Here is a 17,861-nt window from a genome sequence, read left to right as displayed (position 1 = left end):
TTGTTCGAATCTATCATACAAAAAGACAAAGAACTATTAGTTTTCTTAAATAGTTTAGGAAGTGAACAATGGGATCCATTTTGGTTGTTAATTACCAACCAATTACATTGGACTCCATTGTTTCTTTTTATTTTTTATTTAATTATAAAATCGTTCGGTTGGAAAAGAGGTGGAGTTATGATTTTAGCCATGATTTTACTCGTTGCTTTTTCAGATCAATTTGTAAATCTAATTAAAGATAGTACAGCTAGATTGCGCCCTAATAACGATCCGCAAATTAAAGATTCTTTAAGAACCTTAATTAAACCACAGAGTTTTAGTTTTATTTCTGGCCATGCAACAACATCTACTTTTTTCTCTGTTTTTGTAGTTTTATTATTAAGAAAAAAGTTCAAATACATTTATCTTATCCTACTTTTTCCTTTAGTATTTGCATACAGCAGATTGTATTTAGGTGTTCATTTTCCTATAGATATTTCTTTAGGAATTTTAACAGGAGTACTTTTAGCAAATATCTATTACTTTTTTTTCCAAAAACTAGATCAAAAGTTATTCGTCTGATTTTTTGTTATTGTAATACAAGTACTTTGTAGAATGGTAATAGGCATTTAAAAGACGATCCATTTGCAACGTTTTATCAGGATATTCCTCTTTTAAATCTATCATATTTTTACTATCTAAATTAAATAACCCTTTTGTTTTAGAAATGGTGGTTTTATAGTAATACAAACTATCTTGTAGTAAACCTACAGTAGGTTCACCTTTCATTTTTAAGTACACAAATGAGGATGGATTTTGATAAGAAAGGGTATCTAAAAGGTTTCTACCTAAGGTATAATTGGTATGGTTTATTTTCAACATACTCATTACTGTTGGAAAAAGGTCTACCAATTTTGCATTTTTAGTGTAAACATTAGGTTTTACAAATTTTGGAGCGTGAATAAATAGTAAGGCATGTTGTAAATTAATGTTTAAATCATGCTCATTTGTGTATTGTTTGTTTCTGTTCATCATTGTATTATGATCTCCAAAAAACACAAAAACAGTATTGTTGTAATAACCAGAAGTTTTGGCTCTTTCTAAAAAACGACCAATGTTAAAATCTAAATAACGTAAAGCATTTAATTGTGCAACAGATTTAAAACCAGATGCTTTTAAAAGTGCTTCAGAAATTTCATCTTTTTGAAGAGGAGTAAAGCTTTCTTTTTGATCAGGAACTGTAAAAGGAATATGGTTAGAAGCTGTTTGAATATAAGCTACAAAAGGTTTATTTTGATGATGTAATTTTCTAAGTTCTTTATCAGATTCTTTAAATAACTCATAGTCATCAATTCCCCAAACATCAGCTCTATTTTCGGTATCGTAACTGCCTTCTTCAAATATTTTTAATCCTTTAATATTTGCTTGAAAAACCCCTCTAATATTGGCCCAATTTGCACTTCCGCCTAAAAAATAGAGTTTTTCATACCCCTTAAACTGATCGAATAAAATACGTTGATCTATAATCATAGGGTTTCTAGAAGCCGTTTTTACATTTTCTATATCTGGTAACCCAGTTACACTTGCAAATACACTTGCTGCTGTACCAGATTTGTGAACATAAAACTTACTAAAACTTAAACTTTTCGGTATTAAAGAATCAATTTTTGGGGAAGAATTTATAGGATTTCCATAGTAACTCAATGGTTTTACACCTACAGATTCTAACATAACAAAAACTACATTGGGTTTGTTTTGCAAGGTATCTTTAAAAACAACTTTGCGTTCAAAAGAAATAGTGTCTTTATCTAAATGTAAATCTTTAGCAATTATAGGATAATATTTGTTAAACTCATCCATATTTACACTCTCGCTTCTAAATTTAAAACTATCAAAAAAGTACAACACCGGGTTCAATGCAAATTGATTTACTTTACTGTTTTTAGAGAAAAAAGCCTCACTCCAACGTAAAGGATAATGTGTAAAACTATTGTAAATACTAAAAGCTAAAATTAAAAATGTAACAATAAAGTATATTGTTTTTGTAGTGATTGTTGGGTTAATTTGGCTTTTATTAAACTTGTTATAAAAGAATTTTAATAATTTATAAATTAAAAAAGCAAAAATTAAAAGTCCAAAAAGACCTTTAAATACAGGATAACTTTCTAACAATACTTGTGATGATATTTTTAAATCTTCCAGAAAACGTAAAGAAGCTGCATCTAATCTAATAGATAAATAATCATAATAACCAAAATCGGTCAGATAAAAAAGAGTAAGAATTATGTAAACCAATACTAAATAAATATTGGCTAAATTTTTGTAAAATACGTATTTAAAAAAGCGTCTGTTTACAATTAAAATTAAAAAAGCTAAAGGAAATATAGCTATTGAAGCCAATTTAATATCAAAACGGAACCCTAAACCAAAAGCAGTTTGTTTTTGAGAAATGGTTGCAGTTTCTAATTCTGCAAAAAAAGAAAAAAAAATAATTCTAAAAACAATATTAAATACGATTAATAGTAAAAAATTACTGAAAATATATTGGATGTAATTAGGGATTTTTTTCAACATTGGTTTTGTTTAAAAAGCAAAGGTATTTATTATCACATAAACAATTAAAATTGATTAGTTTTATTTTAAAGATTTTTTAGTTAAAATGTGCTTAAATATGTAGCTTAGTTGTCATTTCTTTACCAAATCGATTATTGTTCGTTTAATAACGAATCTACAAAACGTTCAAATTCTTTGGTAAATTCAAGATATTTTTTTCCTGTGGCAGGCCCATTAAAACCAGTATGAATTTTCCTAACTTTTTTGTTTTTATCCATAAAAATAGTAGTTGGATAAGAAATTACATGATTTAACATGGGTAATTTTTGAGCTGCTAAATGTTTATTGGCTTCATTACCATACTGTGCTAATAAAATTGGGTATTTAATACCAACCCTTTCTTTTAAACGATTAATTTTTTGATAGGCACTTAATCTTGTTTTGGCAACTTCGAAAGCCAAAGCAATTACTTCTATATTTTTATTCGGATTATCTTTTAAATACTGTACCAAAAATTTACTCTCATCTAAACAATTTGGGCACCAACTTCCCATAATTTGAATTAGAATAACTTTATCTTTAAATTTTGCATCACTCAATGAAACAACCCTTCCTCTAGTATCAGGAAATGAAAAATCAAAATATTCATAACCTTTTTTAATGTAGGTTAATTCATCTTCTTTTGGCAACTTATACGTGTTGTTTAGTTTAGCACTAAAAGGTTCTTTCCAATGATTATCAGAATAAAAAAAACCTTGTAAGGTAGAATCTGTTGCTTTAGCTGTAAATAAAAAAGCGTGTGCACCATCAAACGTAGAGAGTTTTAAAGAATCTCCATCCATAATTCCTTCCAAATATCTATAATCTCCAGTTGTTGTTCTAAAAGTGCCTGTTACTTTAGTGCCTTTTTGATTAAAAATTCCTTTAGCTATATATGAATCAGCTTTATTGTTAGGGCTAAAAATGGTCTCCCAACTTCCTGTAATATTAATATTTGTATTGTTAGTAGGCAAAAAACGAACGTTGTTTTTTGATGCCTTAAATGGAATTATTCTGTCTAAACTGGGTTTAACAAAACTGCCTAATAGTTCGTTTTCGCAAATTTTTGCAATAAGATATCCTTCAAATACTGGCAATTGAATGGTTATAGAATCATTTTGATAGGTAATTTCATCTACTATAATTTCTTCTTCTGCATTAAAAATTGTCATTAAAGAATCATTTTTAACTTCAAAAATAAAAGGCAATTCTTGTTGATCTTGTACTTTTAAAACAGCTCTATAAGTTCCTTTATCTAAAGTTTTTACAGATTCTGTTTTACAAGAGTAAATTGTTAGAGCGCTAATAATCAGTATAAAAAATCGCATAATATTATCTTTTATTCACTCACCAAATTACAATAATTTAGTTACTTATTTTACAATTAATTTCTGTAGAATTAGTATATCAAAATCTTTAAAAATGGTTAAATTTGCCTCATTAAATTGATTAAAAATAAATATGAAAATATCATACAATTGGTTAAAACAATTTTTACAAGTAGATTGGGAAGTTTCTAAAACTGGTGAATTATTAACAGATTTAGGCCTTGAAGTTGAAGGGATTGAAACCAAAGAATCAATAAAAGGTAGTTTAAAGGGGGTAATTACGGGTGAAGTTTTAACCTGTGTACAGCACACAAATGCAGACAGATTAAAGGTTACCACTGTAGATTTAGGCAATGGAGAACCTGTACAAATAGTTTGTGGCGCACCAAATGTAGCTGCAGGACAAAAAGTTTTAGTAGCTACTGTAGGTACCACTTTATATGATGATAAAGGTGAAGGCTTTAAAATTAAGAAAGGAAAAATTAGAGGCGAAGAAAGTTTTGGAATGATATGTGCTGAAGACGAATTAGGTCTTGGAGATAGCCATGATGGAATTTTAGTTTTAGAAGATCAGGTAAAAGTTGGTATTCCAGCAGCCGAAGTTTTTGATATAGAAACCGATTATGTTTTTGAAATAGGGTTAACTCCTAATAGATCTGATGCTATGAGCCATTATGGTGTGGCCAGAGATTTAAGAGCAGGTTTAATTCAAAACGATTTAAAATTAGAGTTGATTTCTCCATCTGTTAGTAACTTTCATGTTGATGAAAGAACTTTACGTTTTGATGTTGAAGTTGATGACAAAGATTTAGTGCCTCGTTATTGTGGAATTACAATTACTGATATTGAAGTAAAAGAATCTCCAGAATGGATTAAAAATCGATTAAAAGCCATTGGTATCACCCCTAAAAATAACATTGTAGATATTACAAATTATGTGTTACACGAATTGGGCCAACCTTTGCATGCTTTTGATGCTCAAAAAATTAAAGGAAACAAAATCATAGTAAAAACTTTAGAAGAAGGTACAAAGTTTACCACTTTAGATGAAGTTGAAAGATCTTTATCTGCAGATGATATTATGATTTGTGATGCAGACGAAAATCCACTTTGTATTGGTGGCGTGTTTGGCGGATTAAAATCTGGTGTTACCGAAAATACAACCTCAATCTTTTTAGAAAGTGCTTATTTTAACCCTGTATCTGTTAGAAAAACAGCAAAAAGACATGGCTTAAATACAGATGCTTCTTTTCGATTTGAAAGAGGCATAGACATTAATTGTACTAAGTATGCCTTAAAAAGAGCGGCTTTATTAATTGAAGAATATGCAGGTGGAAAAATGGCTTCTGATATTTCTGATTTTTATCCTATAAAGATGGAAGATTTTCAAGTATTTCTGTCTTACAAAAATGCATATCGATTAATTGGTCAAGAGATACCAAAAGAAAAAATTAAAAATATTTTAGCTTCTTTAGAAATTAAAATTAACAGTGAAACTGCTGGTGGTTTAGGCTTAACCATACCTTCTTACAGAACAGATGTTCAGAGAGAAGCAGATATTATTGAAGAGATTTTACGAGTATATGGTTACAATAATATCGAGTTTTCTAATAAACTAAATACATCAATTACTTTTGATGAGAATAAAGAAACTAAAATAGAAAACATTGTTGCCAATCAATTAAGTGCTTTAGGTTTTAATGAAACCATGGCAAATTCTTTAACAAAACCAGAATATAATGCACTTTCAGAGCTTATAAATGATGATGCTAAAGTGGCAATGTTAAATCCGTTAAGTAATGATTTGGCAGTAATGCGTCAATCAATGTTGTTTAGTGGCTTAGAGTCTGTAGCTTATAATTTGAATAGAAAAAATAATGCAATAAAGTTTTATGAATTTGGTAAAACCTATCATAAATATAATGATAAATACCAAGAAGATAAACATTTAACTTTATTTGTAACCGGTAATAGAACCAAAGATTCTTGGAAAACAAATACTACAAATTCTGATTTCTTTTACCTTAAAGGAGTATTAACTTCAGTTTTTGAACGATTAGGAATTCAAAAATTAAAAGTATCACCAGTTAAAAATGATGTGTTTTCAGAAGGTATTGCTTTAGGTTTAGGAAAAATAAAGTTAGTAGAATTTGGTGTTGTTAGACGCGCTTTATTAAAAGAATTCGGAATTAAGCAAGAGGTTTTGTTTGCAGATATCAATTGGGATACTGTCTTAAAGTTTTCGGGTAAAAAGAATGTTAAAGTTGCTGGTTTAGCAAAATTTCCTTCGGTTAAAAGAGATTTGGCATTATTATTAAATACATCAACAGCATTTAAAGAAGTTTATAATTTGGCTTTTCAGTCGGAAAGAAAATTATTAAAAGAGGTAGATTTATTTGATGTTTATGAAGGCGATAATCTACCAGAAGGTAAAAAATCGTATGCAGTTAGTTTTGTATTACAAGACGAAACAAAAACTTTAGAAGACAAACAAATTGATAAAATTATGGATAAGTTACAGCAAAGTTTCGAGAAAAACTTAGAGGCTGTTTTACGATAAACAAAAAGCTCCTTCTTGGAGCTTTTTTTAGATTGTCATTCCTGCGAAAGTTGGAATCTATTAAAATTAAATCATAAATAATTAAAACTGAATAATTTGAATATTATATTGTCATTTCTAGTGGAGTAAAACGAAACCGAGAAACCTTAAAAATACAATTATATAGATTTCTCCACAAGGTTGAAATGACAAAAGAATCTTATTTTTTAGTGAATAGTAACACACAAAATGTATAAACTAATAATTAGACCCATCTTCTTTCTTTTTGATCCAGAAAAGATACATTATTTTACGTTTTCACTAATTCGAGTTTTATGTAAAATTCCATTAGTTTCAGGTATTTTTAGAAGTATCTATCAACTTAATGATAAAAAATTAGAGCGAACTTTATTCGGTTTAACCTTTAAGAATCCTGTAGGTTTGGCTGCTGGTTTTGATAAAAATGCAGTACTTTATAATGAATTGGCAAACTTTGGTTTTGGTTTTATAGAAATTGGTACAGTTACTCCAAAAGGCCAGTTAGGAAATCCTAAAAAACGATTATTTCGTTTAAAAAATGATCAAGGAATCATTAACAGAATGGGCTTTAATAACGATGGTTTACAAGCCGCTATTAAAAAGTTAAAAGAAAATAAAGGAAAAGTAATTATTGGCGGAAACATAGGTAAAAATACGCAAACCTTACCAGAAAATTATACAGCAGATTATTTGGAATGTTTTAAAGGCTTGCATCCTTATGTAGATTATTTTGTTTTAAATGTGAGTTGCCCAAATGTAGGGAGTCATGCAAAATTAAACGATAAAGAGTATTTAGTAGAGTTAATTACTGCATGTCAAAAACTGAATAATAAAGAAAATCAACAAAAACCAATTCTTTTAAAAATTGCACCAGATTTAAACGATGTGCAGTTAGACGAAATTATTGATTTGGTAGCCGAAACAAAAATTGATGGGGTAATTGCTTCTAATACTTCTACAACAAGAGATAACTTAAAAGCATCTGCAGAGCGTTTGCAACAAATTGGTAATGGAGGTGTAAGTGGACAGCCTATTAAAAATCAAAGTACAAAAGTAATTGAATATTTAGCCAAAAAATCGAATAAAGCTTTTCCAATTATTGGAGTAGGGGGCATTCACTCAGAAGATGACGCTTTAGAGAAACTAGAAGCAGGCGCAGATTTGGTTCAAATATATACAGGTTTTATCTACGAAGGGCCTAGTTTGGTGAAAAGAATAAATAAAGCGATTTTAAAAAATACTTAATTTTTATTCTCCTTAAATCTTTTAACGCTCAAAATAAAAAATCCACTTAAAAAGTGGATTCATTGAATTCAAAATTAAGAAACAAATTAACGCTATAGAACATCAACTTGGTTTATTGTTGTTTGGTTTTCGGCTAAACCACAAGACTGTGATGAGCTTCTACAAGATGAAAAACAAATAATTCCTAAAATACAAACTGCAATAAATACTGCTTTTTTCATTGGTTACTTTTTTATGAGCTAAAAATACATATTTTTTATGAATTCTCCTGATTTTTTCTTCTTTTCAATAACGTTAAAGCGTATCATTTTATTTTGAATACGTGTAATTAAATTTTTTGTTATTGGTTTTCCAGCATTCCAATCTGTAATTCTTAACCACTGTTGAATATCTTCTAATTGTTGCTCATAACGATTGGCAAGAATTTTGTCAATATTAAGAATCTTTTTAAAATCTCTAGTTTGGTTATTGATAATCTCCAACACTTCTTTAACGTCATCGAAATTATTTTCTAAAACTTCATTTCTAACAGCAATTACAAAACAAGGCCAAGGCGTAGGGCAATCGTCTATTCTTCTAAAAGTACCATTATCAACCAAAGGTTTGGTAGTAAAATGTTCCCACATAAAATAGTCAGCTTCTCCATTTGTAAGTGCATCTATACCACCTTGAAGATTTTTTATTACCTTAAATTTTAGATTATTGATATCCCAACCCTGATTATACGCATTAACAATAGCCATTAAATGAGAGCCAGAACCAAACCTACTGATAGCAATTGTTGCATTTTTAAGGTCTTCAATTTTTTTAAATTTTGATTTAGCACCAACATGAATACCCCAAATTAAAGGTGTTTTTACAAAGGTTTGTACAATTTTAGAAGGGTTTCCTGCTCCTATATCTTTTATGATTCCTTCTGTAAGTACAATAGCAATATCTACAGAACCATCTCTTAAAGCCTTGCACATTTGGCCTGTACCACCAGGATAATCTTGCCAGCGTAAATTGATATTGTGTTTGTTATATTCTTTATTTTTTAAAGTGATATACCAAGGATAATTAAAATGCTCAGGAACACCACCAATTTTTAGATTTGTCATATAATAGAATTAATCTACGGTAAATGTATAAATTTGATTATTTTCTAAATCTGCATTTTCAAAAAATACTGGAATTTCATAGAAAAAATCAGGACAATCACCTCCATAATCATTAAAGAATAGATTAGACGAAGTAATTTTGTATGTTCCTTTTTCTTTAAGGATTAATCCAAAATTATAATTATAAGATTTTAAAGTGTCATCAAAAACAAAACCAGAAGTTACTCCTCCACGAAATGTATTTAGTTTACCTGTTCTATCAACATAAAAAACACCAAAATTTAACTCATTAAACTCATTGAAATTATTTTTTAATTCTGTTTGAAAATAATGACTTAGTTCTTCTACATCATCAATTTTTAGTATAATGTTATTTCCATTTATGTCTTTAAGGTTTTCGTTTACTGATAATGAAATCCAAAGAGTATCGTTTATTTTAAGGTTTGTAGGTTTTTTTACCTTAATAGGTGTTTTTTCAGTAGTATAACTTTTTGTTGTTGAGCAGGCAACTTCTTCTTCGCATTGAAAAGCGGTTAGCACAAAGAATATTGACGTTAAAATTAGATAAATGTATAGTTTTTTAGTCATTTTTATTAACTATTTTTTGTAGTGTATATTTAATCAAATCTGCCACTATTTTTTTAGGGTTTTTGCTAAATGTTCCATTGGCTCTATTGGCAATAATAGCGTTCATAGAAACTGCTTTATGACCTAATAATTTTGATAAGCCATAAATGGCAGATGTTTCCATTTCTAGATTGGTAATTTGATTTCCATTAAAATTGAAACTATCAATTTTAGTGTTTAAATTATCATCTTGTAATCCTAATCTTAAAACTCTTCCTTGTGGACCGTAAAAACCACCAGCAGTAGCTGTTATGCCTTGATATACTTTGTCTGATGCTATTTTTTGAGCCAAAGAATTATCATTAGAAATTATTAAAGGATGTGCTTTTTTAGTATTCCAATTGGTGTGTTTTATAAACGCGTTTTCAATTTCTGGATGTGCAATTCCTTCAACTTGATAAAACTGTAACATGCCGCTTAAATCGATTGCATGAGAACTTAACAAGAAAGAATCTATTGGAATGTCTTTCTGCAAAGAACCAGAAGTACCTATTCTAATAATGTTTAAAGAAGTTAGGTCTTTTTTTACTGTTCTAGTTTCTAAATTAATATTAACTAATGCATCTAATTCATTTAAAACAATATCTATATTGTCTGGACCAATTCCTGTAGAAATTACAGAAATTCGTTTTTCTTTAAAAATACCTGTTGTTGTTTTAAATTCTCTTTTTTGTGTAGTAAACTCAATTGTATCAAAATGTTGTGTAACTTTTTCTACTCGATCTTGATCTCCAACAAAAATAATAGTTGTTGCAATGTGTTCTGGTTTTAAATTCAAATGATAAATACTTCCATCAGGATTTAAAATAAGTTCAGATTGTTTTATAGGCATTTAAGAAGTTATTTGTAATAGCTTGTTAGATGGGTTATGATATAAAAAACTGTATTTTTTTGAACCTCCAAGATAAGAATTATCACTTCTTATTTGACCATAATAGTTGATTTGATTTTCCAATACATCTTTTCCCATTTTAGTTAATCGAATTGGGTTAAAAGAATGAAACAATTTTCTTAATTCGTTAATTTTATATTCGTACTGTAAATCGCCATAACCATAAACATCTTCATCTTTTAGTAACTGACCTATAAATTGTTTTTTAGATTTTGGTTTTTTCTCAACTGCGGTTTTTAGAATTGTGTTTTCAACACTATTTAAACCATTTTCTATTGATGGGTAGCGTTTTAAATGGGCTTCAATGGCAGAAGCCAAATATTTAAAAGGTGAATTAGTGTTAAATTTGTAAACGGTTTCTAATCGAAGTGGAGAGTCTGAACAATACAATTGCCAAATATAATCAGCATATTCAATATCATCTTGAGAAAGCTCAATTCTATTTTTATAATGATCTTGAATTTGTTTTTCATTCAATTCAGGTAAGGCATACATTAATTTAGATTTGCCAACTTTACCACTACAAACTAAAGAAATATGGTACCCTTTTCTATAACGTTTTAACCAACTTAGTACAGCAATCATATTAATTTGGCAGAACAAATCATATTCAAACCATAATACAATTTCTTTTTGACTTTTTTTATTACAAAGATTTCTATATTCTTTTAAGGTATAATCAATAAACTTTTGTTTACTTACTTTATACGATGTTTTAAAAAAATCGAACCTGTTTTTCCAAAATGCTTCGCTACCTACGTCTGTTGTTGTTTTGCCTTCGCAAAGCATTTCTCGCCAGGTAATAAATTCTCCAGAAAATTTTAATTTTTTTAGATAGTTTGTGGTACTATCACCATTGGTAATGTGTAAAATTGATGCCCCCATAATTTAATTTTACAATTCGTTTTAGTTGTTAATATTAGTTGATTTTTGTACTTAAAGTATTAACCGCCAACACGTTTTACTTTAAATCCTTTTTCCTTTAACATTGTCATTATTTTATCTCTATAATCACCTTGAATAATGATTTTGTCATCTTTAAAACTGCCACCAACAGAAAGTTTCGTTTTAATTTCTTTGGCTAATATTTTAAAATCTGATGTAGCACCTGTGTAACCTTCTAAAATGGTAATAGGTTTTCCTTTGCGTTTTTCATATTTGCAAAGTATAGGTTCATCTTGCAACCAAATATTAGATTTTTCTTCTTTTGGTTCTTCTGTTTCCTGATGTTCTGGAAATAAGTTTTTTAATTGATCTTTTAAATCCATAAGCCTCTTTTAATTTCCCCAAAAGAGAAAAAATTGAACTCAATAAAATTATAGCTTAACTTCATTTTTATATTGTTTTCAAACCTGATAGTTTCTTCCCTTTGGGAAGGTTCGGATGGGCTTTTATTTTTTTAATCCTAATTCTTTTAAACGTTCATCTAAAAATTGCCCAGCAGTAATATCATCAAATTGTTTTGGATTATTTTCGTCTATACAATTTTCAAGAACATCTAATTTCATATCAGAAACTGGGTGCATAAAAAATGGTATTGAATAACGAGAACTACCCCACATTTCTTTTGGTGGATTGGTTACTCTGTGTATGGTTGATTTTAGTTTGTTATTGCTGTGTCTAGACAACATATCACCTACATTAATCATTAATTCATCTGGTTCAGCCATGGCATCAATCCATTCTCCTTTATGATTTTGCACTTGTAAACCTTTACCTTGAGCACCCATTAACAAGGTAATCAAATTAATATCTCCATGTGCAGCTGCTCTTTCAGCCCCTTTTGGTTCTGTTTTTATAGGTGGATAATGTATAGGACGTAAAATACTATTTCCATTTTTAATATAATTATCAAAGTAGGTTTCTTTTAAACCTAAATGTAAAGCCAAAGAACGCAACACATATTTTGCTGTTTTTTCTAGCATTTGATACGTTTTTTTACCAACTTCATTAAACTTTGGTAATTCTTCAACAATAACATTATCTGGATATTCATTTTTAAATTTAGAGTCTTCATCTACATATTGACCAAAATGCCAAAACTCTTTTAAATCTCCTTCTTTTTTTCCTTTAGCAGATTCTTTGCCAAAAGATACATATCCTCTTTGGCCTCCAATTCCTGGAATTTCGTATTTTTCTTTAACCTCGGTTGGTAAATCGAAAAAGTTTTTAATTTCTGAATATAAATTATCTACTAAGGAGTCATCTAAAAAATGGCCTTTTAAAGCCACAAAACCAATATTTTCATAAGCGTGACCAATATCGTTAATGAATTTTTGTTTTCTATTTACATCATCTGACAAAAAATCTGCTAAATTTACACTAGGTATGTTATTCATTTTAGTTTATTTAAATAAACGAGCGTTTAAAGTTACAAAAAAAAGGTTTCGTAAATTCGTAAAAATCAGAGCCTTATTTTCAAGTATATGTTTTATTTAGAGTGTGAAAATACTAAATTCTTAATAAATTATTTTTTTGAAAACGGAATTAAGTAAGAAATGGTGTAATTAAACCCAAAACCAGTGCCACTGTCAAAGATTCTATTAAAACCAGGAGCATATAAAGTTTTAAAATTATCGGGTTCTTTTACACTTAATGCAATTTTATAGCTAAGGCTTGCACTCACAAAAATATTTTTAAATGTTTCTACTTTAAAACCAAGCATAAATTCAGACCAATGAGCATTTAAACGAGAAGTTGTATTGGCTAAAACTAAATTGCTTGGAAAATATGGACTACCATTTTCTTCGCCATTAACAACATTAGGAGTAAAGTTATTCAAGGTTTGGTCGAAAATGCTAAAACCATACCTGAAACCGAAAAAGATTTCGTTATTCATGTCTAACCAATTTTCATAAAGGTTGTAATTTGCACCAAGCCTAATATAACTACCAATAGCAGTTGAGTTTGTAAAATCTTCTTGATTTGTTTCTTCTTCGTAACCTATTTCTGCTGCTAAAAATATTTTTTTTGTTATTCGATAATCTACTACAATTTCCAAACCACCATTGTAATCACCATCTACAGAGGCTAAAATAGGTTTACTAATATCAAAACCTAAACGAATTCCATAAGGAGATCTGTACACCATAGTATCTTGTTTGGTAGTTATACTATCTTTAGGTTGCTCTTGAGATAAAGCATCAACAACAATAAAAAAAAATAAAATATTAATGAAATACTTGAACATGTGCTGCATCTTGATTTTCTAATGTTGTTGCTATTGTTGTAAAATCGATAATCCAATTATTTGATGAAGAGAGAGATACATCACTAAAATTTATTTTAAAACCACAAGAACGAGACACATATTCGTTTTCTGTGACGTAGTTAATGGTTAACTGTTCAATTACACCATCTTTAGATAAATTATAAGTGGTTTGATTTGTATTACTGTTTAAAGGTATCACCAAAGAATCTGTTGCAATATCTACAAAAAGACTGTCTTTATTTTCCACCCAAACGTAAAGTGTTTCTGCTTCTTTTGTTGTTGTTCTACTAGTGGCATCATAAAAACGAAGAATCAATTTTGGTGTTACCGGGTTTTGCGTACAAAAATCGTCTTTTTCACAAGCAGTGATTGTGATTATGCACAAGAAAAGAAAGCCAATTGTTTTTTTCATAAATTATTCTTCAACTTCTACAATATGGTTGATGGCTTTTGCCAATTTAAAATCTAATTCAGTTACGCCTCCAGCATCGTGCGTAGTTAAGGTAATATCTAAAGTGTTGTATACATTTGTCCATTCTGGATGATGGTGTAACGCTTCACATTCAAAAGCAATTCTGTTCATTGCAGACATACAATCTTTAAAGTTATCGAATTCAAAATCGGTATGTAATGCATCATCATAAAAATCCCAATCTGTGAGGTTTTCTAGTTTTTTTTCTATTTCTGTATTTGTTAGTTTTTTCATAATTTTTAATGTTACTTTGTTAAGTAGTTACGTGGTAAACTTGTAAATCTATTCAACATATTTGTAAATTTTTCTTGCTAAAATAGTTTCATTTTCAGAAATAAATCCTAATTCACTAGAAATTATGAGTTGATTTAACACTTTCATTGCAGAATTATATGGAATTATTGTAAAATGAGTTTTATTTTTATGTGTTTTTCTTGAAGTTTCTTCCCTAAAATATAAAAATTTGGAAACAGAAACTCTTCTTAGTGACTAATGAAACCAAACTTTTCTTCTGATGAAAAACTTTTAATGATTTTATAAATATCTATAATCAATTTCATAGTTTCTTGCTAAACTAAAGGCTTTACAAATAAACGCATAAACATTTAGAACTTTTTTGGATTAAATAAAAAAAACAGTTACCTCTCAAACAAAACCACAGTTTCAATATGGCTAGTATGTGGAAATTGATCTACCAAACTAATTTTTTTAATGTTATAACCAGCTTCTTTCAACAATTCTGTATCTCTAGCTTGAGTAGCAGGGTTACAAGAAACATACACCATTCTATCAGCATTTAGGTTGATGATTTTTTGCAAAGTTTTTGGAACTATTCCTGCTCTTGCAGGGTCTAAAATAATGGTTTTAATTTTATTTTGATATTGAGGATGTTGATTTAAAAACTTTCCAACATCTGCAGCAAAAAATTCTAAGCCATTAATCTTGTTTCTTTTTGCATTTTTCTTGGCATCTTCTATGGCAGATGCTACAATATCAACACCCACAATTTTTGCATTTTCACTTTTTGAAGCTACAATTTGGCCTATAGTACCTGTACCACAAAATAAATCCATAACCACAGTATTGTCTACTTTGGTTTTATCTTCTAAAACGTATTCCACAACTTTAGAATATAGTTTTTCTGCAGATTTAGGATTGGTCTGAAAAAAGCTTTTCATACTAATTTCGAAATTCAACCCCAATAATTCCTCTACAATTTTGTCTTTTCCGTAAATTAGGTTGATACTTCCTGAAGTTGCAATGGTTCTATCACCAACTTCATCATTTATAGTGTGTAATAAACCAGCAACTCTATCACCAAATAATTCTACTAAATAGTTGGCGAATTTATTTAAATCGAACTTCGGCAAATCATAAGAGGTTGTTACTAAATTGAATAAAAGTTCATCAGTTTTATACGATTTACGCACTACAAAATATCTAAAAAATCCCTCTTTTCTAGGTCCGTGCCAAGGATCTAAACCAGTTTCTTGACAGTATTTTCTGATGTTTATTAAATTGTCCTCCAATTGTTTGTCAAACAAACCAGAATCTTTGTCAAGATTATCTCCCATCCACCAAACTCCACGTCTTTTAAAACCTAAAGTAAATTCGTCTTTATCGCGTTTTGCAATTCTGTCATAACCAATGGCTGAAAAACCATATTCCATTTTATTTCTGTAATGAAAAACATTTGGAGAAGAGATGAACTCATCAAATAAATCTTCTATATTTTCTACTTTCCCAATTCTTTTAAAAAGAGATAACGTACTTTCTTTTTTATATTGATGTTGTAAATCAATAGGCAATTGAATGTAAGGTGCACCAGGAATATCTTGAAATGGAACTTCAACTTCATCAGGTGAAGGTTGTAAAACATCCATTAATTTTGCTTCAGCGTATTTTTTGCTGGTCTTTTTAATTTGTGCTTTTACCAATTGTCCAGGTAAGGTATTTGGTACAAAAACTACAAAACTACCTTCATCTGAATGAATTCTAGCAATTCCTTTTCCGCCAAAAGCGTAATCTTCAATTTCTAATTCTAAAACTTGATTTCTTTTTACAAATTTATTGCGTTCTCTACGTGGCATTTTTGTGTTTTTATGGGTTTGCAAAATTATGAAAACTTATTGATAGAAATTAGAAAAGACTTTACAGGTTTTTAAAACCTATAAAGTCTAAAAAAAGCGATACAATTGCTATGATAACTTCAATTTAGGCATAGCAATATGCGTTAGGGATTGAAGTGGCATCCTTTTTTGAAGAATGAAAAAAAGATATAACGTAAAGCCCGACCTTTAGGGAACGCCCAAATAAAACTCCACATAGATTGGAGTTTCTTTCCTTTGGGAAGGTTAGGATGGGCATTTTTTTTTCATTATTTTTGCAAAACTTCAGGGATGATTTCTTTCCCACGCTGAATTTTCAGGACTCACTGAAAGGATAAAGGTAGAACAGGAATGTTTTTAGTATAAACATTTAAAGTAATTAAAATGACTGTTTTAGACAAATTAAGTTCGCAAGAAGCGATTGAATTAGAAAACAAGTATGGAGCGCATAACTATCATCCTCTTCCTGTAGTGTTAAGTAGAGGAGAAGGGGTTTATGTTTGGGATGCAGAAGGAAAAAAGTATTATGATTTTTTATCTGCCTATTCTGCTGTAAATCAAGGGCATTGTCATCCTAAGATTGTGGACGCAATGGTAAATCAGGCAAAAACATTAAGCTTAACTTCAAGAGCTTTTTACAACGATATGTTAGGTAAATACGAAAAATTTGCTACAGAATTATTCGGTTTCGATAAATTGTTGCCTATGAATACTGGTGCAGAAGCTGTAGAAACTGCATTAAAAATTGCCAGAAAATGGGCGTATGAAGTAAAAGGAATTGATGAAAATAAAGCTGAGGTTATTGTTTGTGAAAATAATTTTCATGGACGTACAACTACCATTATTTCATTTTCTAATGATCCTGTAGCTCGTAAAAACTTTGGTCCTTACACAAAAGGTTTTATTAAAATTGAATATGATAATTTACAAGAATTACAAGAAGCGTTAGAAAATAACCCTAATGTTGCTGCTTTTTTAGTAGAGCCTATTCAAGGTGAAGCTGGTGTTTATGTACCTTCTGAAGGTTATTTAGCGGCTGCAAAACAATTGTGTGAAGATTACAATGTGTTGTTTATTGCAGATGAAGTGCAAACAGGTATTGCAAGAACTGGTCGTTTATTAGCGACTTGTGGCAATTGTGCTTGTGTAGATAAAAACTGTTCTGGTACTCCAGAAGTAAAACCTGATGTTTTAATTTTAGGAAAAGCATTAAGTGGTGGTGCATATCCTGTATCTGCAGTTTTGGCTAATGATAATATTATGAATGTAATTCAGCCAGGAAATCATGGTTCTACATTTGGTGGAAACCCAATTGCTGCTGCTGTGGCTATTGCTGCATTAACTGTGGTTGCTGATGAAGAATTGGCAGAAAATGCGAGTAAATTGGGTGAAATTTTTAGAGCTGAATTGACAGCCTTTTGTAAAAACAATCATTTGGTGGAATCTGTTCGTGGAAAAGGTTTGCTAAACGCAATTTTAATTAACGATTCTGAAGATAGTTCTACAGCTTGGGATATTTGTATTAAACTAAGAGACAATGGTTTATTGGCAAAACCAACCCATGGAAATATCATTCGTTTTGCACCACCTTTGGTAATGAATGAAGAGCAGTTACGTGATTGTATTGCTATTATAAAAAAGACAATTACTGATTTTGGCGAATAATATTGATTTATAAATTAGTGCAAGCCACAAAATCTCAAATTTAATGTTGCGATTTTGTGGCTTC

At 29.5% G+C, this 17,861-nt stretch carries 17 protein-coding genes; 4 read left to right on the top strand and 13 right to left on the bottom strand.

The window, feature by feature from the left end:
* Complete coding sequence (locus SJY27_RS02160) at positions 1-561, top strand: phosphatase PAP2 family protein (RefSeq protein ID WP_397446608.1); 561 nt, start codon at positions 1-3, stop codon at positions 559-561.
* Here SJY27_RS02160 and SJY27_RS02155 read toward each other — a convergent pair.
* Entirely contained in the window at positions 550-2,553 is a 2,004-nt protein-coding gene (locus SJY27_RS02155) for an LTA synthase family protein (RefSeq protein WP_397446607.1), read from the bottom strand. The genes SJY27_RS02160 and SJY27_RS02155 overlap by 12 nt on opposite strands.
* Before the next feature lie 131 nt (positions 2,554-2,684).
* Positions 2,685-3,899: a peroxiredoxin family protein gene (locus tag SJY27_RS02150; RefSeq protein ID WP_397446606.1), complete on the bottom strand. Its 1,215-nt coding sequence runs from the start codon at positions 3,897-3,899 to the stop codon at positions 2,685-2,687.
* A gap of 133 nt (positions 3,900-4,032) precedes the next feature.
* Here SJY27_RS02150 and pheT point away from each other — a divergent pair, with 133 nt between their 5' ends.
* Together pheT and SJY27_RS02140 are read left to right on the top strand one after the other, a co-directional pair.
* The gene (pheT, locus tag SJY27_RS02145) at positions 4,033-6,459 is read left to right on the top strand and encodes a phenylalanine--tRNA ligase subunit beta (RefSeq protein ID WP_397446605.1); all 2,427 of its coding nucleotides are present in this window, start codon (positions 4,033-4,035) and stop codon (positions 6,457-6,459) included.
* A gap of 228 nt (positions 6,460-6,687) precedes the next feature.
* Complete coding sequence (locus SJY27_RS02140) at positions 6,688-7,722, top strand: quinone-dependent dihydroorotate dehydrogenase (protein WP_397446604.1); 1,035 nt, start codon at positions 6,688-6,690, stop codon at positions 7,720-7,722.
* A 92-nt stretch (positions 7,723-7,814) separates the two neighbouring features.
* Here SJY27_RS02140 and SJY27_RS02135 read toward each other — a convergent pair whose 3' ends face one another.
* From SJY27_RS02135 to rlmD, 11 genes are all read right to left on the bottom strand, one after another.
* Positions 7,815-7,943: a hypothetical protein gene (locus SJY27_RS02135; RefSeq protein WP_397446603.1), complete on the bottom strand. Its 129-nt coding sequence runs from the start codon at positions 7,941-7,943 to the stop codon at positions 7,815-7,817.
* A gap of 18 nt (positions 7,944-7,961) precedes the next feature.
* Positions 7,962-8,822 carry a substrate-binding domain-containing protein gene (locus SJY27_RS02130; protein WP_397446602.1) on the bottom strand — a complete coding sequence of 287 codons (861 nt, stop codon included), beginning with the start codon at positions 8,820-8,822 and terminating at the stop codon, positions 7,962-7,964.
* Between the two features lie 9 nt (positions 8,823-8,831).
* Positions 8,832-9,410, bottom strand: coding sequence for a hypothetical protein (locus SJY27_RS02125; protein WP_397446601.1), 579 nt, complete (start codon positions 9,408-9,410; stop codon positions 8,832-8,834).
* Complete coding sequence (locus SJY27_RS02120) at positions 9,403-10,281, bottom strand: nucleoside phosphorylase (RefSeq protein ID WP_397446600.1); 879 nt, start codon at positions 10,279-10,281, stop codon at positions 9,403-9,405. The genes SJY27_RS02125 and SJY27_RS02120 overlap by 8 nt, the downstream gene beginning before the upstream one ends.
* On the bottom strand, positions 10,282-11,226 hold the full coding sequence (locus SJY27_RS02115) for a DUF1835 domain-containing protein (protein WP_397446599.1): 945 nt from the start codon (positions 11,224-11,226) through the stop codon (positions 10,282-10,284).
* A 59-nt stretch (positions 11,227-11,285) separates the two neighbouring features.
* The gene (locus SJY27_RS02110) at positions 11,286-11,609 is read right to left on the bottom strand and encodes a translation initiation factor (protein ID WP_397446598.1); all 324 of its coding nucleotides are present in this window, start codon (positions 11,607-11,609) and stop codon (positions 11,286-11,288) included.
* 123 nt (positions 11,610-11,732) lie between these two features.
* A complete protein-coding gene (locus SJY27_RS02105; protein WP_397446597.1) occupies positions 11,733-12,680 on the bottom strand; it encodes an isopenicillin N synthase family dioxygenase in 948 nt (315 codons plus the stop codon).
* A gap of 128 nt (positions 12,681-12,808) precedes the next feature.
* Entirely contained in the window at positions 12,809-13,531 is a 723-nt protein-coding gene (locus tag SJY27_RS02100) for a DUF6048 family protein (protein WP_397446596.1), read from the bottom strand.
* Positions 13,512-13,964: a DUF6452 family protein gene (locus SJY27_RS02095; protein ID WP_397446595.1), complete on the bottom strand. Its 453-nt coding sequence runs from the start codon at positions 13,962-13,964 to the stop codon at positions 13,512-13,514. Before SJY27_RS02095 ends, SJY27_RS02100 begins: the two co-directional genes overlap by 20 nt.
* Before the next feature lie 3 nt (positions 13,965-13,967).
* Positions 13,968-14,258: a 4a-hydroxytetrahydrobiopterin dehydratase gene (locus SJY27_RS02090; RefSeq protein ID WP_397446594.1), complete on the bottom strand. Its 291-nt coding sequence runs from the start codon at positions 14,256-14,258 to the stop codon at positions 13,968-13,970.
* A 404-nt stretch (positions 14,259-14,662) separates the two neighbouring features.
* Positions 14,663-16,114: a 23S rRNA (uracil(1939)-C(5))-methyltransferase RlmD gene (gene rlmD / locus SJY27_RS02085; protein WP_397446593.1), complete on the bottom strand. Its 1,452-nt coding sequence runs from the start codon at positions 16,112-16,114 to the stop codon at positions 14,663-14,665.
* Between the two features lie 402 nt (positions 16,115-16,516).
* On the opposite strand from rlmD, the gene rocD reads away from it, so the two are divergent.
* Positions 16,517-17,797, top strand: a complete 1,281-nt coding sequence (gene rocD / locus SJY27_RS02080; RefSeq protein ID WP_397446592.1) for an ornithine--oxo-acid transaminase — start codon at positions 16,517-16,519, stop codon at positions 17,795-17,797.
* Positions 17,798-17,861 lie beyond the last annotated feature (64 nt).

Origin of the sequence: Polaribacter sp. R77954, assembly GCF_044595335.1 — a bacterium.
Lineage (GTDB): Bacteria > Bacteroidota > Bacteroidia > Flavobacteriales > Flavobacteriaceae > Polaribacter.
This window is presented reverse-complemented; position numbering and strand designations above follow the sequence as displayed.